This window comes from Bacillus sp. WP8 (assembly GCF_000800825.1).
GTDB classification, from domain to species: Bacteria; Bacillota; Bacilli; order Bacillales; family Bacillaceae; genus Bacillus; species Bacillus safensis.
Genome location: NZ_CP010075.1, coordinates 3,650,079 through 3,672,646, shown reverse-complemented (window position 1 = coordinate 3,672,646; position 22,568 = coordinate 3,650,079). Strand labels below are relative to the sequence as shown.

The following is a 22,568-nucleotide window of genomic DNA, read 5'->3' as shown; positions in this document are numbered from 1 at the left end:
TATTCTGTCAAAAAAGCACCCTGATGGAGATCAGGGTGCAATGATTTATTCCGTTTTTCCATGTGCTAGTGCAGGTTCTTTTGTTAAGCTTAATGGCCGCAAGTCCTGCCAGTGTGTCTGGATATAATCGATGCAGGCATTTCTAGTGTCTTCACCAAAGACTTTTTCCCATCCATCTGGCACTGGTGCAAATGATGGCCAAAGTGAATGCTGTCCTTGTTCATTGACAAGCACAAGAAATACACCGTCTTCACGATCAAAGGGATTTGTCATTTGTCATCTCTCCTTTATTCTTAGTGCTTTTGTTTGACCCGATGCAGTGCGTTGTCTAAGATGACACCAATTTCTGCTAGGGGTTTAGGCTGGCACATGTCTTTGTGCCGGCAATGAATGTCGTGTTGTTCGATTGTTCCGTTGATATAAGGTGCCCATGCTTCGGGATCAATTGGTGTAAACCAATCTGGGATAATGGTAGATCTAAAGAATAATATGTCTCCCTGATAAGTTTTTGGCTGATATTCTCCGAGCAATCGAACTGAATTCACATAGGTTTCTTTTAGATTTCTAATGGCATCTTCACTTAAGCTTGCTAGTGCACTGCCATCTTTTTTCAAAATGTCGACGGCACTTTTCATCGTGAGTGGTTCACCTGTTAAGGTATCTGGATCATAACCGCCGAGCGCAAGAAGAGCGATTAGTGCTTCTTCTTCATCAGGTGCTTCTTTAATCGGTAAGAAATGGTTTGGATAGGCATCCAGCATCGCAACGAGTGCGATTTCTTCACCTTGCTGCTGGAGCTGTGTAGCCATTGCTTGTACAACGTTTCCACCTAATGACCAGCCAAGAAGATGATAAGGACCTTTTGGCTGAATTGTTTGGATGTGCTTGATGTAATCCGCAGCCATATCATCTAGTGTGTGCGGGTAGTCATCTATTCTTGCGATTCCTCGTGCCTGTAATCCATAAATAGGGATGTCTTTCTCTAATGTATTCAAGAGACCGGCATAGCACCAGCTAAGACCACCTGCTGGGTGAACACAGAAGAGAGGATACCTTTCTCCATTTGTTCGCAGCGGCAGTAAGATTTCTAGTGCGTTTTCATCGCTTCCTGTTTCTAGTTTCTCTGCTAAACTTGCTACATTTGGTGCTTCAAACAATGTTCCGATACTTAGTTTGACACCAAGTGCATCACGAATGCGGCTGATTAAACGAACCGCAAGCAGTGAATGTCCGCCAATGTCAAAAAAGCGATCGTCAATGCTGATTTTAGGCAAATCAAGCACCTCTTCAAAGAGATGACATAGGATTTCCTCTTTCGGATTTCTTGGGCCGCGCCCATCCGCTTGCTGTAAATGAAATTGAGGGGCCGGCAGTGATTTTTGATCAAGCTTCCCGTTTGCTGTAAGCGGCATGGCGTCAATCTGTACATATGCTGCGGGCACCATGTAATCAGGAAGACTGGCTGCTGCAAAATGACGAAGGGCTTCAGTATCGAAATGGTCTTCTTCCGTTGTGACGATATATGCGACTAAGCGCTTGTCGCCAGGCTGATCCTCTCGCATTATGACGGCCACTTGTGCAACTGCATCATGGCGTGCCAGAACGGCTTCGATTTCTCCAAGTTCAATACGGAATCCGCGTATTTTAATTTGATGATCAGCTCTGCCAATGTAATCAAGCGCCCCTTCTTCTGTCCAGCGCGCAAGGTCGCCGGTACGATACATCCTTGTGCCAGGTGCTCCATATGGATCGGCAGGGAATCGATCTGATGTCAGGTCAGGTCTGCCTAGATAACCTCTTGCAAGGCCAGCTCCAGCTACATACATTTCACCTGTTGTCCCAGGGGGAACAGGCTGCAGGTATTCATCAAGTACGTAAACGTGTAAATCAGGAATCGGTTCACCTATTAAACTGCTGGAGTTCTTTGTGATCATATCTCGATGGAGTTCATTGTACGTAACGTGTACAGTGGTTTCTGTAATGCCGTACATGTTAATTAGCTTTGGCTTACAGTCTGAGTGACGGCTGTACCAATCTTCTAATCTGCTAAGCTCTAATGCTTCACCGCCAAAGATGACATAGCGGAGTGATAATGCTTGGCCTAGTGTTTGTTGTTCCTTGTCTATCTGCATGAGCTGATAGAAGGCAGAAGGTGTTTGATTAAGCACAGTCACACCTTCCTCGACTAGAAGCTGCAGCATCTCTTCAGGAGAGCGAGAGATGGTATGAGGTACAATGACAAGCCTGCCGCCATATAAAAGTGGTCCCCATATTTCCCATACTGAAAAATCAAAGGCATATGAATGGAACATTGTCCAAACATCCTCTTCATCAAAATGGAACCAATGTTCAGTAGATGTCAGAAGACGGATGACATTTTGATGTGGGATGACCACTCCTTTTGGTTTCCCTGTAGAACCGGATGTATAAATAATATAGGCCGGATGCAGAGAAGATAGCGGTTCAATTCTGTCTATATCAGCCGGATTATGATTTGGCATAGTCAGCAATTGATCGCTCGTTTCTTTTTCGTCTAACAAAATCAAATCGCAATCAGCAGGGAGATGCACTGCATCTGTTTTTGTTGTGATGCTGCAAACTGGTTTGGCATCTTGTATCATGTATGCCAGCCTGTCTGCTGGATAGTCAGGATCAAGCGGAACATAGGCTGCGCCTGCTTTATGAACGGCTAATAAGCTTACGAGCATGTCGATTGATCTAGGCAGGGCAAGTGCAACGAACTGTTCTGGTCCAACGCCTCTTTGTATTAATAAATGAGCAAGACGATTGGCTTTGTAGTTTAACTCACCATAGGTAAGCTGCTTATTGCCATACGTTACAGCCACTCGATCAGGATATTGCTGTGCCGTTTTTTCAAATAAGGCTGGGAGACTATGTGCTTGATCTAACTGAGCGAATGTCTTTTTATCAGGGAGAAATGTTTGCCGTTCTTTATCTGATAAAATGTTCACTTGGCCAATCGGCACGTGTGGGCGCTCAGTCACTTCAGTTAAAAAGCGCTTCATTCTGTCAGCGATTGCTCGAATGGTGCTTTCTTTAAACACATCTGTACTGAATTCAAACAAACCTGTTAATCCTGCTGCTGATCCAGTTTCAGTTCTTTGTTCTGTCAATTCGATGGTCAGATCAAATTTAGCTGACCCTACTGGTTTCACGTAAAGGTCTGAGTCAAGCTGTGTCAGCTTCATTTCTGCCTTCGGTGTATTTTGGAAGGCAAGCATGACTTGGAACAATGGATTTCGTGATCTGGATCGGGTAGGATTTAGGATTTCGACTAGCCGTTCAAATGGCAGATCCTGATGCTCATAGGCTGCTAAGTCAACGTCTCGCACTCGCTTCAATAGCTCACTAAAGGTTGGATTACCATCTGTATTGGTACGTAATACTAGTGTGTTCACAAACAAGCCCACAATATCGTCAAGTGCATCGTCATTGCGTCCAGCAATCGGACTGCCGATTGGGATATCTGTCCCTGCTCCAAGGCGTGTCATTAATGCTGCAAGTGATGCTTGAAGCACCATGAACAAACTCACTTGATGCTGCTTGGCAAGCTCAAGGAGGTTCTGATGTAAAGCGGGTTCAATCGTAAAGTCTATCGTCGCACCGTTGAAGCTTCCTTCCTGTGGACGCGGGAAGTCATAGGGAAGTTCAAGTTCTTCAGGCAAGTCATGTAAGGCACCTTTCCAATAGCTGAGCTGCTTGGCAAATAGACTATCCGTCTCTTCTTCACTACCCAACAGCTTCTGCTGCCAAATAGCATAGTCAGCATATTGAACAGGTTCTGCTGGCAAGGAGATGGATTTTCCTTGTATACGGGCTTCGTAAGCAGCAGCTAAGTCTCGCGTCAATGGTGCAAGTGACCAGCCATCACCAGCGATATGATGCAGCAATAGAAGCAGGACGGATCGGTTTGCATCAAGCGTGAATAACTCTGCTCGCAGTGCAGGTTCTTCTTCAATTTTAAAGCTATAGCGAATGGCTTCGTTTAACTGACTCTCAATTTGTTGATCGGTTGAAGCTGTGACATGGAGTTCAGGCTGAACACTTTTCGGATGTAAAATGACCTGTCTTGGCATGCCGTTCTTATCTGGAAAAATGGTTCTAAGGGTTTCATGTTTTTCAGTGATATCTGCCAGAGCACCAATTAGAGCTGTTTGATCTAGTGTACCTGTCAGTTGAATGACAAGTGGAATATTGTAAGTTGGACTTGGCCCTTCAAGGCAATGAAGGAACCAGAGCCGTTTTTGGGCAAAGGATAATGGAATTTCATCTGGCTTGTCTTCAACCTGAAGCGGCGGCCGAATGTCCTTCGCTTTGTCAATATGCTGCGCAAGATCAGCAACCCGAGGCGATTCAAAAATGGTACTCATGCTTAGGTCTGCGCCAAGTGTATCGCGTATACGTCTAAGCAGGCGAGCGGCGAGTAAGGAATGTCCTCCTAAGTCAAAGAAACTATCATCTATGCCAATTTGAGATAGGCCAAGGGTTTCTGCAAATAAACTACATAACATGTCTTCTTGTGGTGTTCTAGGTGTCCGCTCAGAACTAACTAAAGACATATTTGGTATTGGTAATGCTTTGCGATCGATTTTGCCGTTTGGCGTAAGTGGAAGTTCTGGCAAAACGACAACAGCAGAAGGTACCATGTAATCAGGAAGTAATGAAGCCACAAACTGTCTGAGCTCTGAAGGGTGTAGAGAAGAGCCATCTGTCAGCACAACATATGCACAAAGCAGCTGCTGCCCAGGTTGATCTTCACGAACGATAACAGATGTATGCTTAATGGCTTGGTGCTGCATCATCACGGTTTCGATTTCACCTAGTTCAATACGGAAGCCGCGGATTTTAATTTGATGATCGGCACGGCTGATATAATCAATCGAACCATCTTCACGCCATCTGGCTAAATCACCAGTACGATACATTCTCGTGCCGCTTGTGCCGAATGGATCAGCGACAAAACGTTCAGCCGTTAAATCATATCGTCCAAGATATCCTCTAGATACTCCTTCACCAGCAATATAAAGTTCACCGATTGACCCTGCTGGGACTGGGTTTAGTCCTTCATCTAAAATATAAACGCTCGTATTCCAAATGGGTTTACCGATTGCCGGCCCGCTATTCTCTCGATGTGCTGTGACATTTTCCATCGTAGACCAGATCGTCGTTTCTGTAGGTCCGTACAAATTAGTAATGTCGCATTGAAGAGATTGCAAGGTATGCAAAAGGGAGGCAGGGAGTGCTTCTCCTCCAACAAGAACTCGCATACCTGTAATCACGTCAGGATATTCATCTGCCAACGCATGCCACAACGTTGGTGTTGCCTGCATGATTGTGACATGATAAGAACGAATCATATCTGAAAGTTTTGCTGGATCTTGTATGGTTTCTTTTTTTGCCAATAAAATAGCAGCTCCATGTAAAAGCGGGAGGAACATTTCGAGCCCGGAAATATCAAAGGCAATGGTCGTTACCGCTAAAAGCTGGTCTTCTTGATCTAATAAAAATGAATCTTGCATGGACAATATAAAGTTGATCACATTTCGTTTTGTTACAACAACACCCTTTGGTTTGCCTGTCGATCCTGATGTGTAGAGGATGTAAGCCGGGTGATGTGGAGAGCCCTCGCTCCATGTCGGATTGAGATTTGGACTGCCTGCTATCTCCTGATGAACAGTTGAATCATCCAGTTGAACGATGTGCGGATGGTCCAAACCGTCTGCTGTCTCTTTGACTGTGAGCAAGCACGCCGGTTTGGCATCTTCTAGCATATAGGCGACTCGATCGTTAGGGTAATCAGGGTCTAATGGCAGATATGCAGCTCCCGTTTTGACGACGGCTAATAGACTTACGACCATATCGATGGATCGAGGCAGAGCAATGGCGACAAATTGTTCTGGTCCAATGCCGTGTTTTTTCAAATAATGAGCTAATTGATTTGCCCGCTGATTTAGCTCTTCGTAAGTCAAAGTGATTCCTTCAAACTGTAGTGCTTTTGCTTGTGGCGTTTTGCTCACCTGTTTTTCAAATAGTTCCCGTAAAGATTCCTTTGGTAATTCTCGTTTTGTATCATTCCAGTGCTTGAGAATGGTCTCTTTCTCTTCAGACAAAAGAAGGTTGAATTGACTGATCGTTTGATCTTGCTCTAGTCCGGTTATTTCCTCCAGCAATTGAAGAAAACGCTGCTGATGAGCGTCAACTGCTTGCTCTTTGTAAACGGCAGGGTTTGCATCAAAGTCGATTTGAAATCCGTTCCCATCCGCGCGGTCGTATATGTTGATCGATATATCATCCACGGGCCCTGCTGAGAGGTTATGTGCTTGACCAATGCTCTGATCGAACATGAGATCATAATCAAATGGCATGATATTGATCTGCGGGCCAAATAATCGCTGATTTCTTCCGATAAGTTTAAAGTCTCTCCGCATGTCCTCGTGACGATATCGTTGATGAGGACGAATGGCTTTTAGCTCATCAGATACTTGGCGAACAAGTACTGAGAGCGTCATTTCTGGTTTGCATGTTAAACGAAGCGGTACCAGGTTCATGACCATTCCGGGTGTTTGTAAGGCGCACGATCCAAGGCGCATCATCACAGGTAATCCTAAAACAATATCATGTGCACCAGTCATACGATGCACATATAAAGCGGATGCAGCAAGGATCATTTCATGCCACGTACCACCGAAGGCTGGAGCATTTTTTTTCATTTTGCTTACCTTTGCGGCATCGTAGCTAGCCGTTTTTCGGATAAAATGATCCGACGTTCTTGGGGCAAGCTCAGCAAGGCTGACAATTTCAGGTTGATCAGCAAAGCGATTTTTCCAAAACGCTTGATCATCTTCATATCGATTGGACTGTTGATAGGTGAGCTCCTCTTGGACTACGTCATGTAAGGATCCAAATGTTTGAGGGGGCATAGGTGTCCCTTTCGATAGGGCTGTATAGACCTCAGCAACACGACGCGCAATGAGCGAAAAGGCGAATCCATCAATGGCAATATGATGAATGCGCTGATACCAGATAAATCGATCGTCAGCAAGTTGAAAAAGTACTTCACGGAATAATACATCTTTCTCTAAAGAGACTGGCGTTGAAAGATCTGCCTTCATCCATGCTTTAGCCGCATCAAGCGGCTGTTTTTCATTTTGTAAATTGATTAATTGGAATGGAATCTCTTTCTTAGATGAGAACCATTGCTTTGGACCGTCAGTATCCTCAACGAATCGCATATACAAAGAATCTGCTTCTAAGACAGTTTTTCTAATGGCTGCTTCAAAGTGTATGGGGTCAATAGGACCTTTAATATCTATATACTCAGCTGTATTGAAAATAGGATTAGATGGATCAAGCTGCTGCGCATACCAAATGCCTGATTGGGCACCGGTTAGTGGAAATGAATCGACTGACTGGATCGACAAGGGTCTATACCTCCTTTACAAGTAATCGATATTTGGAATAGATGGCTGTTTGTCTGGGAAAAGAAGAGTCCGCCAATGAGCGAGTGTTGGATTTGCTGCAAGCTCAACGAAATTGACTGTCGCTCCTTGCTGTCTCCACTTTTCCGCTAGGCTCATCATTCTAATAGAATCAAGTCCAAGGTAGACGAGATTCTCGTCAAGCGGTATTTCATTCGGCTCCATTTGGAGATACTCAGCTACTTGCTGAAGAATGGCCTCAAAAGATAGGTCATCACTTTCTGCTTCCTGTCCTGTTAAACGACCAATGATTTGATTTGTTGTTGTGGTGACCGCACAGCGTTCAGCTGCATAGGTCATGGCCATTTTGTGATGTTTCAATGAAAAGTCAGCGACGGCATCTGCGACAAAGAAGGTTTCAATATCGAGCATGAATGCTTCTGCGGCTGTCAGCATACAGCCAATATGTGCATATACGCCAGTAATGATCAGTTGATCACGCCCGCCTTCTTGAAGAATATCCAAAAAATTAGATTTTTTGAATGCGCTATAACGCCATTTTGTCAGCATTGTATCTGTTTCAGATGGAGCAAGCTGATCAATGATTTTTGTCAATGCTTCATCATCACCAAGTCCAGGTCCCCAAAAATCTGTTAATAGGGCACGATCCTTCGGGTCTTGGTCACCAGGCTGTGCTGTATAGACGACTGGAATGCCAAGTTCATTGCATGTGTCACGTAATTGTTCAATATGCTGAACTAACTCTGTGATCGGTGATGTATCTTGTTGAAATGCATTTAAAAAATATTGCTGCATGTCATGTATCAGCAGAACAGCACGTTTCGGATCTGGTATCCAGTTCACTTTATTTTCGGGTAAATCTTGTGTGCTTGGCATTGGATATGCAGGAATAGTAGGGATTGCCATGGTTTTCACTCCTCTTTTTATACGTTGGCAGTATGGGTTGCAGCTAGTTCTCTTAATGCTTTTTTACTGACTTTGCCTACACCTGTTTGTGGGAACGCATCGATCCATTCAATGCGGTCAGGAATTTTATAGGCTGCGAGTCCGCGTTCTCTTAGAAATGATTTTAAGACGTGCGGTGCTGGTTTGTTGTCTCCTTTTGCAATGACAAAGGCACATGAGCGTTCGCCAAGAAATGGATCCGGCATGGATACCATGGCGGCATCATGAATGTCAGCATGCGCAAGTAAATGGTTCTCAACTTCTTCAGCGGCAACCTTTTCGCCGCCACGATTGATTTGATCCTTGTCTCTGCCTTCTACAACAACATTTCCTTCTTTGGTTAATCGCACGATGTCACCTGTTCTGTAAAAGCCATCGGGTGTAAATGCTTTTTTGTTTTGTTCATCGGCTTTATAGTAGCCACGAATCGTATAAGGTCCTCTTGTTAAAAGATGTCCAGCCACTTCATGCGGGACGGGCTTGTCCTCATCATCTACCACTAGTACCTCATCATATTCAGACATCGGGCGTCCTTGTGTATGAATAATGACATGTTCAGGATCATCTAATCTGGTATAGTTGACCAGACCTTCTGCCATACCAAAAACTTGTTGTAACTTACATCCAAGGGCAGGCATCACTCGTTTTGCTGCCTCAGCACTGAATTTAGCACCGCCGACTTGTAAGACTTCAAGACTCGATAAGTCATCTGATCGATGAGGAGCGGCCTCTAGCCAAATCAATGCGATAGGTGGAACGACAGCGGTAATGGTCGCCCGTTCTTTTTCAATGATTGGAAAGACGACATCAGGGCTTGATCCAGGTGCAAGAACGACTCTTCCGCCTGCGTATAACGTCCCAAGGACTCCAGGCGAGCTTAATGGATAGTTGTGTGCAACTGGAAGTGCAGCTAGATACACACTTTCTTGTGTGAGCTCGCACACCTCATTGCTTTTCCAAAGACTATAAATATAGTCATCATGCGTGCGAGGGATAAGCTTAGAAAGGCCTGTGCTGCCTCCAGATAACTGAAGAAATGCAATATCGCTTGCCTCTACATGAATTTGGGGATCAAGTGCTGGGTCCTTGCGCAGATCATCTAAGCCAAGGAATTCCTCAGCTTCCCCTGCAACAATGACATGAGGTAATGAGGGAAGCTTTTCTTTCACTTGACGTGCGAGTGTTCGATAATCAAAGCCGCCATCGATATCTGGTATGACATATGCGTCTGCTTCGGCAAACTCAATAAAATAAGTGATTTCACTGCTTCTATGAGATGGCAGAGAGAAGACGGGTAAAGCACCGATTCGAAATAAAGCGAAAATGACCTCAAAAAAAGCAGGAATGTTAGGAAGCTGCACGACAACTCGACTTCCTTTTTGAATGCCAAGCTGATGAAAACCGGCGGCAAGACTGCTGACGCGCTCATCAAGTTCTTGGTAGCTCATATGCGTATCAGCGTATGTAATCGCTGTTTTATTTCCTAACGATGCGGCGCGTGCACGAAGCATACCGCCAAAGGTTTCCCCACGCCAACAGCCGTTTTCACGGTAGCGTTTTGCAAATTCTTCTGGCCATGTAGGTGGTTGAACAAACATGTTTTTGTCATCTCCTAAGAATTTTTATAGCTGATGGATGCCCATCGCATGAAGCATTGTGTTGAATTTTGCAGATGTTTCAGCTAGCTCTTCTTCTGCCTTTGACCCTTTGACCACTCCTGCACCAGCAAAAAGGCGAAGGGAGTGACCCTCAGCTTCTGCACAACGAATGGTGACAATCCAATCACCATCACCATTTTCATCTGCCCAGCCGATCATTCCTGTGAAAAATCCTCGATCGAAGGGTTCGATTGCCTGAATGGCTTCACGTGCATCTGCTGTAGGTGTTCCGCATACTGCAGGTGTTGGATGAAGGCTCAGCGCTATATCAATTGAGGACACATTTGGATCTGCTAATTCACCTTTTACGACAGTAGATAAATGCCACATCGTTTCTGTTTGTATGACGGAGGGTGATGCAGGCACATCTAGTGTATGACAGTAAGGAGCAAGCGCTTTAGTGACAGCTTCGACAACCACTGCATGCTCGTGTAAATCCTTCGCTGAAGTAAGGAGTTCATCGTGACGGCGCTTGTCTTCTACTGGATCTGAACTGCGGGGCCGAGAACCAGCGAGTGGATTGGAAATCACAGATGAACCAGTTTTTGAAAGTAGCAGCTCAGGGCTTGCCCCAAGAAGTGTGCGCTTTTGGGAAGCCTTCGGGTCAGCTATATTTGCAGCAAACGTATAGCCAGTCGTATTATGACGAGCCAGTCGTTCGAGTATTGTTTTCGTATGAATATCTCGATTTGCTTTGAGATGGAGAGATCGAGAGAGTACGATTTTGCTAAGCTCTCCGTTCTCAATTTTAGCTAATCCTTCGTTCACACCTTCCATGTAGACATCTGGAGCAGGGACAGGTGTCACCTCATAGGATGGCGATACCGCTTCTGACTCCTCATCACCTTGTTGAAATTCGAGTGGATCACTAAACTGTACATGGACTGGAACATTTAAACGAACGGGCTGCGCCGGATCAAATGGGACAGCACCAGCCACAATCGGTGCTTGAATACCAGCTTGTTTGGCAGCGTCAAATACATGCGCTACCTTTGTGGATAGTTCATTTAGTTGATTGGTTTCAATATGCTGGAATATCCCTTCGGCAAGTATCGTGCGTTTAGGGGAAGCAAGGAAAAAAGCGCCTGGCTGATAGTCTTGAAGCAACTGTACTTTTTCTTCTGACGACAATAATGAATGTTTCATGAAAAGGCCTCCTTTTGATTGAAATGCTAGATTCCGAGTGTTGCGCCACCATCAATTGTGAGATTCTGCATCGTAATATGATTGGATTGCTCAGATGCAAAGAAAATGACTGCATCAGCGATGTTTTGAGGATCAGCGATTTTTTGTAAAGGAATACCGGTTTTATACGTCTCTAATGAGCCTTTAATCACCTGATTTTCTCCTTGTTCATCAGCCCATAAAGCCCATTGCATAGGTGTTGCGGTAGAGCCGGGAGAGACGACGTTGCATCTGATCCCGTAGGCTGCCAGCTCTAATCCAAGCGTTTTTGTAAAGGAAGTAGCTGCTGCTTTTGAAGCGGCATAGGCAGCCATATTCATTCTAGGAATGGCACCTGCGTTAGAGCTGACAGTCACAATGACCCCTTCTGATCTTTTCATCATGTATTTGGAGACAGCTTGAGATACGTAAAAGACACCATGTGTGTTGACTGCGAAAGTTTGTTGCCAGTCATCTGCACTAAGCTGGTCAATAGAACTGATTCGAAGAATGCCTGCTACATTGACCAGTAAATAAATGGGTCCAAGCTGCTTTTCAATTTGATCGACAATGTGCTGAACAGAAGCTTGATCGGTGATGTCCCCTGGATAGGCAAAGGCGCGTATGCCATCATCATTCATTTGCTGGACGGTGCTTTGCAGCTGCTTTTCATTTGCGTCAACTGCTGCAATAATCGCACCTTCCTCGGCTAGTCTTTTAGCGACTGCTTGTCCAATACCTTGTCCTGCGCCTGTAATAAGGGCAATTTTTTGAGATAGACCACTATGTTTCATGTTTTCACTGCCTTTCCTTCATGTCTGTGGTTGTGAAAGGATCATCATGATAGAGTGCAAAACGAAAAGCGTAATTCATTAGCACTGGTAAAACGGACGTATGTCCTTCTTCAGGGAACTCGTGATAGGTCGTATGCAAGCCATATGAAGATAAAGGCAGCATCCGATTTGCTAGTGCATGTGCATGATCATTCATTTGACATGGATGATGTTTTTCTAATTCACCTACACCTACAAGCAGCCTGGCATCCATAGACATCTGACGTATATGATTGGTGAATTGGTGTTCTTTTTCTAGAAATAAATCTTTGTTCCAGTGGATAGAAGGACTGCCCGCAATATATGTCTGATAAGCATCAGGGTGCTCAAATAGTGTGTGTAATACAAAAAGACCACCAAGAGAATGCCCAAACAGTGTTTGACGACTCTGGTTGATCGGAAAGCGCTGCTCGATATAAGGCTTTACAATCTTTTCTAAAAAAGAAAAGAACGCAGAGGCGCCGCCATATGTATGGTTGGAGAAGTCCTGTCTTTTGCCACCAATGGAAGCATCAGGGCCGGTTAGAGTGAGATCATAATGCCTGAGCGGATGATAGGGTGCTTCTGTCTGATAGCCAATTCCAACAATGATGGCAGGTACGACACCTGTTTTTTCAGGTCTTCTCGACTGTAAACGAAGTGCTTCGACCATTGTGCCAAAAAGTGAATTCCCATCAAGCACGTACATGACTGGAAAACCAGCCGCTGGAGGAGTAGTATTCGGTTTAAATATAAAAAGTCTGTATGGGTGTGCTGTGATATCCAGTTGCTCCGTCCCCGGTATAAAAAAAGGCCGGCTTTCTCCGAAAAGTGAATCCTCAGTACCCATTCCTTCAGGGCGTTTGGACATGTGTAAAAATCCCCTTCCTCAAAATGACTCTCATACGATGATAAAAGCAGGCTTGCGGATATAGGATGAGTGTAGTAATAGAATTGAAATGAAAATGATTCTCAATTATCACGCAAGCAAATCAAATGATAATGGTTATCAATTATGAAGTCAAATGTTCATTAAGTCGTGTAGTTGATCATTTAATCTAAATATTATGAAAATAAAGGACTAAATAACTACCAAATGAATGGAAATAGGGAATGCCGGACTGAGTCATTTAAAAAGAGGAGAAATGCCAAAAGACCTTGACCGTCTCGGGATATTTACCATTTTCTTCTGTTTGATTCAGGAATATATATAGGTTTTTCTTCTTGAAATCATTTTGAGGAAAAATAAGTCTATAGACCTTCTTGTATTTTTAGGAAAAAAGAGGAGAATTTTTCGAAAAGCTGGTGATCATATCTCACAACTTATTCAATATTATACGTAAATTCATATACAATTTTCTAAGGAAGACAAGATCGAAGGGAATGTGGGCAGAATGAAAACTTCATTAGGAAAGCTGAGGCTAAAACTGCATGAAAATCAGCTCAAACTGACAAATACGTTTACAGTGGAAGAATATCATGAAATGAAACAGTCATTACATGAAATACGGATGTCATTTGCGGCCTATGAACAATGGGATTTATACCAGCGGGCCACCGATATGATCACCGTCCTCCTCTTTCAACACGCCCTCAAGCAAAAACCCCAATAATTTCTTATGAAAGGACGGTGCTGTTTTAAGTGGCAAAAGATCATATAGCATCAAAAATGCGGCAATTAAAAAAGTAAGGGATGTCCCCTTACTTTTTTTCTGCAAACACCATTCAATTAAAATCCATCTGTGACATCATATTCGTAACGAATATCGGCTTTGACATTGCTCATAGTAGATCTCGCTGTAGCCTTTGCGTTGTACTTAAAGCTCCATTTTTGCGCGACTTTTAATTGATCATCCAGAGAAATACGGTAAGAACCACTTGTTGCAGATGAAAAAATAGATTCGTTCCAAATTTTGTTTATATCAGCCATCAGTTTGTGTGTGACATTTCCTTGATTAGGCGATTGGGTACTAGTTGTTGAAATCGATTTAACGATTGCATTTTTAGGGATAGAAGAATTGTTCGTTAAATCCATTGTAATGATAGAAGAATCAACTCCTAAAAAATTTAAAGAAGAATTCCCCAAATTGGTAGCAGTCCCCGTAAAATTGAATGTCCCATTTCCAGATTTAATACGATCTTGGATAGAAACAGTAAAGTACATATTCCCTGTATATGTACCACGGGTCACTTTCACAAAGTAAGTTTCTGAAGTTGAAGTAACTTCATCAGTATTAGCAAAAATAAAGGGTGTAATTGAATCAGGGTTAATGACTCTAGATCTCCCATCAGAATATTTCGAATTGTACACCTCGATTTTCATCCCCGTATATTGCTTATCATATGAACTTCGTACATAAACCCTTTCACCCTTATTGATCGTGAACTGATAATACGCTTCATTTTCACCTTCAGGTAAGATTGTCGTATCTGGACGACTATATTTCCAATATCCCATTGAGCTTGCTGTGTTAGGACTGTTATTCCCCGTAATCGCTGCTTCTGCTGAATGAGGCGAAAAAAAACTAGTAATAAGCACTAACAATAATGCAGGTAATAAAAAACGTTTGAAAATAGTATTTGTCATATTTTAACCCTCCTTGTAATAATTACTATATCGGATCAAAACTAACAAATTTTAACTTAATTGCCGATATATTTAATAATCACTAATTTTTTTAAAAAAGGAGAATCAAAATGAATATTAATACGTCATATACGATACCTTCAAACAATCAGAACCGAATAGACGATAAAGGTCAATCAGCTATTAAAAGTACAAATGAGGTGATGACCGAAGCTGATAGACGAATGAAAATACTAGATGAAAAATATCAAAAAATAAATGAACAAAATAAACGTTTCAAAGATCCTCATGGCCATATATTTGATAAGTATCGAAATCCAAACTCCCCTTATTTCAGAAATGATTTAACCAAACCGGAAAGAGAGGCGGCTTACTCTATTGAAATTGGATGGGCTAATAGTGGAACAGGAGGGCATTATAATTCTAATGATGCCGCCTTCCGTAATGAAAAGCGGTACGATCCTACGCAAGAAAGTGTAGAAAAGAAAATACTCAATCGTCAAAAGGTCAACGAACAATTACAAGATTTATTCTCTAAAAACGGTATAACCATTCCTAAAAACACAAATTTAACTTTTACCATTGATCCAAATAATTTCAAATTAGTGGTGAGTGGATCAACAGACGAATCGCTGATGAAACAGATAGAAGACCTATTAAATACAAATAACAATACAAGAGAATTATTTTTCCATATTATGAAAAGCAGAAATGATGATTCTACTCAATTCACACCTGATTCTCTGGCAAAGTTCCACCTTGTTAATCAAATCAAAACGGTGACAGGCTACAATTTAAAAGATTTAAGCATTGTAAACGGTCAATTTGTAACGGATAAAGGAACGAATATTTTTGATCTATACAAAGAAGAACTCCTGAAAAATCCATACACAGCTGAAAATGCACGCATTGCTGCATCACATTATGGTGCACAGCTCTTTGATCTAGCCAAAAATGGGTTTGATTCTATTCCCGATTTGGTGTTATCTATTGGTTACCAAAATGGCTCATTATATGACATTGGACAAAAGGTGAATTACGGAGTATCAAAGTGAAGATAAATACATCTAACACGACAGCCGTTCTAAATAAGCAGAACCTTCCGGACTTCAATAGCCATTCAGCTATTAAAAGTACAAATGAGGTGATGACCGAAGCTGATAGACGGATGAAAATACTAGATGAAAAATACCAAAAAATAAATGAACAAAATAAACGTTTCAAAAATCCTCATAGTCATATACACGATAAGTATCGAAATCCACGCTCTCCTTATTTCAGGAGTGATCTAACTAAAGTAGAGAGAGAAGCTGCTTATACTATGGAGATTGGCTGGGCTAATTCTGGAAAAGGAGGTCAATATGACTTTAATGACGCCATCTTCCGTAATGAAAAACGGTACGATCCTACACAAGAAAGTGTAGAAAAGAAAATACTCAATCGTCAAAAAGTGAACGAACAATTACAAGATTTATTCTCTAAAAACGGTATAACCATTCCTAAAAACACGAATTTAACTTTTACCATTGATCCAAATAATTTCAAATTAGTGGTGAGTGGATCAACAGACGAATCGCTGATGAAACAGATAGAAGACCTATTAAATACAACTAACAATACAAGAGAATTATTTTTCCATATTATGAAAAGCAGAAATGATGATTCTACTCAATTCACACCGGATTCTCTAGCAAAATTCCATCTTGTCAATCAAATCAAAACGGTGACAGGCTACAATTTAAAAGATTTAAGCATTATAAACGGTCAATTTGTAACGGATAACGGAGCGAATATTTTTGATCTATACAAAGAAGAACTCCTAAAAAATCCATACACAGCTGAAAATGCACGCATTGCCGCATCACATTATGGTGCACAGCTCTTTGATCTAGCCAAAGATGGGTTTGATTCTATTCCCGATTTGGTGCTATCTATTGGTTATCAAAATGGCTCTTTACAAGACATTGGACAAAAAGAGAATTATGGGATTAAGAGAACAATAGATTAACAAAACGTGGACGACAACAGGTACAAAACTAGATACCGTTAATAAAGGACTCTATAACAATTTATGTTACAGAGTCTTTTCTATTGAAGTGCGTTGTTTTGCTGTTCAACGAAACATCCTCATGGTAATTTTGACTATAGTCGATGTTTTTCACTTTTTTATTGATGAAAATGTTAAAATGATGAGTAGCGTATTTTTTTATGAAAGGACGGTGCTTGGCATGACGGAACTTCTCGATGACCGGCTGCCGCCGCAAAATATAGAAGCCGAGCAGGCCGTATTAGGTGCTGTTTTTTTAGAACCATCTGCGCTAACGCTCGCTTCTGAGGTATTAATTCCAGAGGATTTCTATAGAATGTCGCATCAAAAGATTTACAATGCGATGCTTATACTTGGCGATAGAGGAGAACCGGTCGATCTTGTCACGGTGACATCTGAGCTTGCCAATACAGATTTACTAGAAGAGGTAGGCGGGATTTCATATTTAACCGATATTGCGAACTCGGTCCCAACTGCCGCAAACATTGAATACTATGCAAAAATTGTAGAAGAGAAATCCATTTTAAGACGTCTGATCCGTACGGCGACAACCATTGCACAGGATGGGTACACGCGTGAGGATGAAGTAGAAGACCTGTTGAGTGATGCTGAAAAGACCATCATGGAAGTGGCTCAGCGTAAAAACTCAGGAGCCTTTCAAAACATTAAGGACGTTCTTGTTCAAACATACGATAATATTGAACAGCTTCATAACCGCAAAGGCGATATCACAGGGATTCCAACGGGTTTCTCTGAGCTTGACCGGATGACAGCTGGATTCCAGCGAAATGATTTAATCATTGTAGCGGCTCGTCCATCAGTAGGGAAAACCGCCTTCGCATTGAACATTGCCCAAAATGTCGCGACCAAAACGGACGAAAGTGTCGCCATCTTTAGTTTAGAGATGGGTGCGGAGCAGCTCGTTATGCGTATGCTGTGTGCAGAGGGGAATATCAATGCACAGAACTTAAGAACCGGTAATCTGACAGAAGAGGACTGGGGCAAGCTGACAATGGCGATGGGCTCGTTGTCAAACAGCGGGATTTTCATTGACGATACACCTGGAATCCGAGTAAGTGAAATTCGCTCGAAATGCCGCCGCTTGAAGCAAGAAAATGGTCTTGGCATGATCCTGATTGACTACTTGCAGCTCATTCAAGGAAGCGGACGATCAAGCGATAACCGTCAGCAGGAGGTTTCTGAAATCTCTAGGGCATTAAAATCGCTGGCAAGGGAACTTGAAGTTCCGGTTATTGCCTTGTCTCAGCTTTCACGTGGGGTTGAGCAGCGTCAGGACAAACGTCCGATGATGTCTGATATTCGTGAATCAGGAAGTATTGAGCAGGATGCCGATATCGTGGCATTCCTTTATCGTGATGATTACTATGACAAAGAATCAGAGAATAAGAACATTATCGAAATCATTATTGCCAAACAGCGTAACGGTCCAGTTGGTACAGTATCACTGGCGTTCGTCAAAGAATATAACAAATTCGTCAACCTGGAAAGAAGATTTGATGATGCGGGTGTTCCGCCCGGTGCTTAAAGCCCAGCTCAAGAAGCTGGGCTTTTTTTGATTATCTACATCGAAAGAATGATTGAAAAAACAGTCAATATGAGGAGGAGAGAGAAAAAGAGAGCGCGTATACTAAAAGGAGAAAAGGAGTGAAGACTGATGAAATTTCAACAGTTTGAAGCCGCTCAATTACGTATCGCACGCCCAACCGTCAACATGAAAGAGGTTGTTTCCTTTTATGAAGAAGGCTTAGGGCTCAAACGAATAGGCTCATTTGATCAGCATGAAGGGTACGATGGTGTGATGCTCGGGCTGCCTCACCAGCATGTTCATTTAGAAATCACCAAACATGAAGAAGAAGAAAGTCTGCCCGTCCCGCATCCAGAACAGCTGCTTGTTTTCTATATTCCGGATGAAGAGGAATTTCAGCAAATGAAGGAGAGATTGATTTCATTTGGCGGACGGCATGTCATCTCAACGAATCCATACTGGGACCGGGGAGGAGCAACCATTGAAGACCCAGATGGGTACCGGGTTGTGCTGATGAATACAGATGGTATTACACCGGTTTAAAAAAGACTCCTATTGGTGGGGTCTTTTTTATGTTGATGAACAGTGGACACGATAAAAAGTTGTTTTTTCTCAAAATCTCCATTTCCAAGCGCTAAAGAAGTGATTAAAGCGCTTTTCTTTATATTTAAAGCGAACAAAATTTGATTTCGAGATATTAATGTTCGGATTTCGCGTTGACTTTTTCGGTGTGCATTGATAAAATAAATGTGTTTGAAAGAGATAACGTTTTGAAAGGTTAACGGAGGTGCACGATATGTCTTCAGTAGTCGTAGTAGGTACGCAGTGGGGTGACGAAGGGAAAGGGAAAATTACCGATTTCCTTTCAGAAAATGCAGAGGTGATTGCCCGTTATCAAGGGGGAAACAATGCAGGTCACACGATCAAATTTGATGGAGTGACTTATAAGCTACACCTCATTCCATCCGGTATTTTTTATAAAGAGAAAACTTGTGTCATCGGTAATGGAATGGTGGTTGATCCTAAAGCGTTGGTCACTGAGCTTGCGTATCTTCACGAACGGAATGTGAGTACAGATAACCTCAGAATCAGCAATAGAGCCCATGTTATTCTGCCTTACCATTTAAAATTGGACGAGGTAGAAGAAGAGCGGAAAGGGGCTAACAAGATCGGAACGACGAAAAAAGGAATCGGACCAGCTTATATGGACAAAGCAGCTCGCGTCGGTATCCGTGTCGCAGATCTATTAGATCGTGAAGTATTTGAAGAGAAGCTTGCACGTAATCTAGAAGAGAAAAATCGTCTTTTAGAGAAAATGTACGACACAGAAGGCTTCAAGATTGAAGATATTTTAGACGAGTATTATGAATATGGCCAGCAAGTGAAAAAATATGTCGTAGACACATCTGTTGTTCTGAATGATGCACTAGATGAAGGCCGCCGCGTGCTATTTGAAGGAGCACAAGGGGTCATGCTTGATATCGATCAAGGGACATACCCATTTGTGACGTCATCTAACCCAGTAGCTGGAGGAGTGACGATTGGTTCTGGTGTAGGACCAACGAAAATTCAACATGTGGTCGGTGTGTCAAAAGCATACACAACACGTGTTGGAGATGGCCCATTCCCGACAGAACTCCATGATGAAATTGGCGATCAAATTCGTGAGGTTGGCCGTGAATACGGTACGACAACTGGACGCCCGCGCCGTGTCGGTTGGTTTGACAGCGTTGTTGTCCGTCATGCACGCCGTGTGAGCGGAATTACAGATTTATCTCTTAACTCAATTGATGTACTAACAGGGATTGAAAAGTTGAAAATCTGTGTTGCTTATAAATTGAACGGAGAAATCACAGAGGAATTCCCAGCAAGCCTAAATGAATTAGCGAAATGTGAGCCTGTCTACGAAGAAATGCCTGGATGGACAGAGGATATTACAGGTGTGAAGAACTTAAGTGAACTGCCTGCAAATGCCCGCCATTATTTAGAACGCATTTCACAATTAACAGGTATTCCACTTTCCATTTTCTCAGTCGGACCAGATCGTTCACAAACGAACGTTGTCCGCAGCGTGTACCGTCCATAAGAATAGATTGATGAGACACCAGTAAAATCTCGCATTTTACTGGTGTTTTTTTGTTTAAATATTCCTTAATTTCAGTAGAACGGACTTCCGATCATTACCAAAATATGATAACTGTATAGAGGGAAGGAGCGTTCTAGTGAAAGAAAGAATACGATTATTAGATATTTTACGAGGTTTTGCTATACTTGGCACATTGGGAACGAACGTCTGGTTTTTTGCGTATGCAGGAGATACCTTTGCGACAGATCAGATTGCGGATGAATATGAAAATGGCAGTTTTCTCGAAAGCCTTGTCTCCATGTTCGTTTATGGAAAAATGCTCTCGCTGCTCACGATCATGTTTGGTGTTGGATTGGAGCTGAAATACCAGCAGGCAAAAAGGAAAAACACGCCTTGGCCGGGCACTTATTTATGGATTCTTTTATTTTTATTCATCGAAGGCTTTGTCCATTTTGCGCTCGTAATGGAATATGATGTGCTTATGAGTTATGCCGTTACTGGGCTGCTTGTGGCTTACATTGTACGGGGAGGCAGCAGGCGTATCAAAAAGGGCATGATGGTCTCAGGTGTAATTCATCTACTCGTTATGTCATGTTTGATGGTGTATTCCCTCTCTGAAATGGAGTCAGCGGCCGATGATCAAGGCGGTGAACCGGCATTAGAAGAGCAGCTGCCAGAGACATGGATCTCGCAGGTTCAAGAACGGTTACAATACTTTTTCATGTACCGAGAAGAAGCGATCTTTATCATTCCAATGAACACATTTCTATTTTTATTAGGTGTGCGGATGATGAGAGCCGGTGTATTTTATGCAAATGAACGCGGACAATCTCTCCGGAAAATATTGTTCCGAATCGGACTGTGGGTTGGTCTGCCGCTGAATGCACTAGTCTTCGTTCCAAACGATCTAGTAGAATTTGCGGTGCGCTACGCCTTTTCACCATTCCTCTCTATTTTCTATATAGCTGTCATTGCGAAGCTCCTCGCACGCACGGAGTCATGGTTCATGTGGAATTGGTTTGAATATGTAGGGAAAATGGCGCTTAGCTGCTACATCCTGCAAAATGTCATCTGCTCCATTCTTTTTTATAGTTGGGGATTGGGTCTTGGCGGTCAAATCAATGCGCCCCTTATTGTATTGGCATGGCTGTTAATTTCCCTTCTGCAAATCGCGATTTCAGCAGTTTGCCTAAAGGTTTGGAGAATTGGACCAATGGAATATATCCGTTCACGGGCACTTCGCAGGGTGACGATGAAAAAAGCATCATAAAGGGGATAGACAATATGTTTTTTAAAAAAATGACGAAAAAAGAACAAGCGAATGCACATCAAGCGGCTGTGCCGGCATTTGTCTTTTATCTTCTCGCATTAGGAGGGCATGCGTTGTACGCGTATTTCCAAGGTGACAGGCCACCGGTTACTTTTGTCATTTTAATGGCGGGACTCCTTGTTTTTTTCTCCGCCGACTGGTTATTTAACAAAAAACATTCATAAAAAAAGCCCTCATCACGAGGGCTTTTTTCTTACTTCAGGCTTTTATATTGGCCTTTTAAGTTTTTACGGATGTACTGAATGATTTTGCGTAATTCGTTGGCATGCGGTCTGCCAAACGGACTTGTTTGTCTTTGCTGATAGAGCACTTGCCCTTTTTCATTTAATAAGAAATAGGCGGGTTCACCATGCACCCCGTGGTCTTCATATGGGGCATCTTCCCCGTGATAGTGGACTTCATATGCTTTTAATGACGTGAGGTCATGGTCATACATGATCGGGAAGGACAGTCCCTCTTTATCCGCAAATGCCTTCAAGTCATCAGGGTTATCGGTTGAAATCGCCATCAAGTGAATATCCTTGTCCTGAAAATATGACTGCTGCTGTTCGAGCTCTTTTAATTCTTCTACACATACCGGACACCAAGATCCTCTAAAGAAAACGATCAGGTGCCAGCTTTGATGCTCCTCTAAATGTTTGTCGAAATCAATGTGATCGCCCTGTATTGTTGGAAGTGAAAAGTTGGGCATTTTATCTCCTAATTTGAATGAACTCATACTGCTTCCTCCTTTTTCAATGACAATGTCACTTGTTTCATGTATAGCCATTTTTGAGCGGCCTGAAACGTGTCTATGTGTTTGAATAGGCAGAGATCATTCGAAAAGACGTGTAAAATGAAGGCGGTTGCAGAAGTGGAGCCTTTGAAAGGAGATTTGATATCCGACACTTTTTTTAAAAAAATGTCGAAAAACGTATTGCCATATGTAATTAT

General features: G+C 42.6%; 17 protein-coding genes. 8 read left to right on the top strand and 9 right to left on the bottom strand.

Features of this window, described 5'->3' with window-relative positions:
* Positions 1-45: 45 nt before the first annotated feature.
* Genes QR42_RS18510 through QR42_RS18480 form a run of 7 tightly spaced genes read right to left on the bottom strand, consistent with a single transcriptional unit; the run spans position 46 to position 12,910 of the window.
* On the bottom strand, positions 46-273 hold the full coding sequence (locus tag QR42_RS18510) for an MbtH family protein (protein WP_025093680.1): 228 nt from the start codon (positions 271-273) through the stop codon (positions 46-48).
* Positions 274-293: 20 nt separating this feature from the next.
* Entirely contained in the window at positions 294-7,442 is a 7,149-nt protein-coding gene (locus tag QR42_RS18505) for an amino acid adenylation domain-containing protein (protein WP_039182876.1), read from the bottom strand.
* Positions 7,443-7,457: 15 nt separating this feature from the next.
* Positions 7,458-8,366 carry an isochorismatase family protein gene (locus QR42_RS18500; protein ID WP_039182873.1) on the bottom strand — a complete coding sequence of 303 codons (909 nt, stop codon included), beginning with the start codon at positions 8,364-8,366 and terminating at the stop codon, positions 7,458-7,460.
* Positions 8,367-8,383: 17 nt separating this feature from the next.
* Positions 8,384-10,003: a (2,3-dihydroxybenzoyl)adenylate synthase gene (locus QR42_RS18495; protein WP_039182870.1), complete on the bottom strand. Its 1,620-nt coding sequence runs from the start codon at positions 10,001-10,003 to the stop codon at positions 8,384-8,386.
* Positions 10,004-10,027: 24 nt separating this feature from the next.
* Complete coding sequence (dhbC, locus tag QR42_RS18490; protein WP_039182867.1) at positions 10,028-11,209, bottom strand: isochorismate synthase DhbC; 1,182 nt, start codon at positions 11,207-11,209, stop codon at positions 10,028-10,030.
* Between the two features lie 26 nt (positions 11,210-11,235).
* Positions 11,236-12,021 carry a 2,3-dihydro-2,3-dihydroxybenzoate dehydrogenase gene (locus QR42_RS18485; protein ID WP_039182864.1) on the bottom strand — a complete coding sequence of 262 codons (786 nt, stop codon included), beginning with the start codon at positions 12,019-12,021 and terminating at the stop codon, positions 11,236-11,238.
* A gap of 4 nt (positions 12,022-12,025) precedes the next feature.
* A complete protein-coding gene (locus QR42_RS18480) occupies positions 12,026-12,910 on the bottom strand; it encodes an alpha/beta hydrolase (RefSeq protein WP_039182862.1) in 885 nt (294 codons plus the stop codon).
* A gap of 523 nt (positions 12,911-13,433) precedes the next feature.
* Here QR42_RS18480 and QR42_RS18475 point away from each other — a divergent pair.
* Positions 13,434-13,652: a hypothetical protein gene (locus QR42_RS18475; protein WP_039182857.1), complete on the top strand. Its 219-nt coding sequence runs from the start codon at positions 13,434-13,436 to the stop codon at positions 13,650-13,652.
* 116 nt (positions 13,653-13,768) lie between these two features.
* On the opposite strand, the gene QR42_RS18470 is transcribed toward QR42_RS18475, so the two are convergent.
* Entirely contained in the window at positions 13,769-14,626 is an 858-nt protein-coding gene (locus tag QR42_RS18470) for a hypothetical protein (protein WP_039182854.1), read from the bottom strand.
* A 110-nt stretch (positions 14,627-14,736) separates the two neighbouring features.
* Here QR42_RS18470 and QR42_RS18465 point away from each other — a divergent pair, with 110 nt between their 5' ends.
* The 7 genes from QR42_RS18465 to QR42_RS18435 all read left to right on the top strand — a co-directional run bounded on the left by QR42_RS18465 (position 14,737) and on the right by QR42_RS18435 (position 21,799).
* A complete protein-coding gene (locus QR42_RS18465; RefSeq protein ID WP_052196542.1) occupies positions 14,737-15,681 on the top strand; it encodes a DUF4885 family protein in 945 nt (314 codons plus the stop codon).
* Positions 15,678-16,634 carry a DUF4885 family protein gene (locus QR42_RS18460; protein WP_039182852.1) on the top strand — a complete coding sequence of 319 codons (957 nt, stop codon included), beginning with the start codon at positions 15,678-15,680 and terminating at the stop codon, positions 16,632-16,634. The genes QR42_RS18465 and QR42_RS18460 overlap by 4 nt, the downstream gene beginning before the upstream one ends.
* Before the next feature lie 220 nt (positions 16,635-16,854).
* The gene (dnaB, locus tag QR42_RS18455) at positions 16,855-18,219 is read left to right on the top strand and encodes a replicative DNA helicase (RefSeq protein WP_024424034.1); all 1,365 of its coding nucleotides are present in this window, start codon (positions 16,855-16,857) and stop codon (positions 18,217-18,219) included.
* Between the two features lie 129 nt (positions 18,220-18,348).
* Positions 18,349-18,762: a VOC family protein gene (locus QR42_RS18450; RefSeq protein ID WP_039182849.1), complete on the top strand. Its 414-nt coding sequence runs from the start codon at positions 18,349-18,351 to the stop codon at positions 18,760-18,762.
* Between the two features lie 253 nt (positions 18,763-19,015).
* The gene (locus QR42_RS18445; RefSeq protein WP_024424032.1) at positions 19,016-20,305 is read left to right on the top strand and encodes an adenylosuccinate synthase; all 1,290 of its coding nucleotides are present in this window, start codon (positions 19,016-19,018) and stop codon (positions 20,303-20,305) included.
* 136 nt (positions 20,306-20,441) lie between these two features.
* Positions 20,442-21,575, top strand: coding sequence for a DUF418 domain-containing protein (locus tag QR42_RS18440; protein ID WP_039182846.1), 1,134 nt, complete (start codon positions 20,442-20,444; stop codon positions 21,573-21,575).
* A 14-nt stretch (positions 21,576-21,589) separates the two neighbouring features.
* Positions 21,590-21,799 carry a hypothetical protein gene (locus QR42_RS18435; protein WP_039182844.1) on the top strand — a complete coding sequence of 70 codons (210 nt, stop codon included), beginning with the start codon at positions 21,590-21,592 and terminating at the stop codon, positions 21,797-21,799.
* A 29-nt stretch (positions 21,800-21,828) separates the two neighbouring features.
* On the opposite strand, the gene QR42_RS18430 is transcribed toward QR42_RS18435, so the two are convergent.
* Positions 21,829-22,353, bottom strand: a complete 525-nt coding sequence (locus QR42_RS18430; RefSeq protein WP_024424031.1) for a peroxiredoxin family protein — start codon at positions 22,351-22,353, stop codon at positions 21,829-21,831.
* Positions 22,354-22,568: the final 215 nt, after the last annotated feature.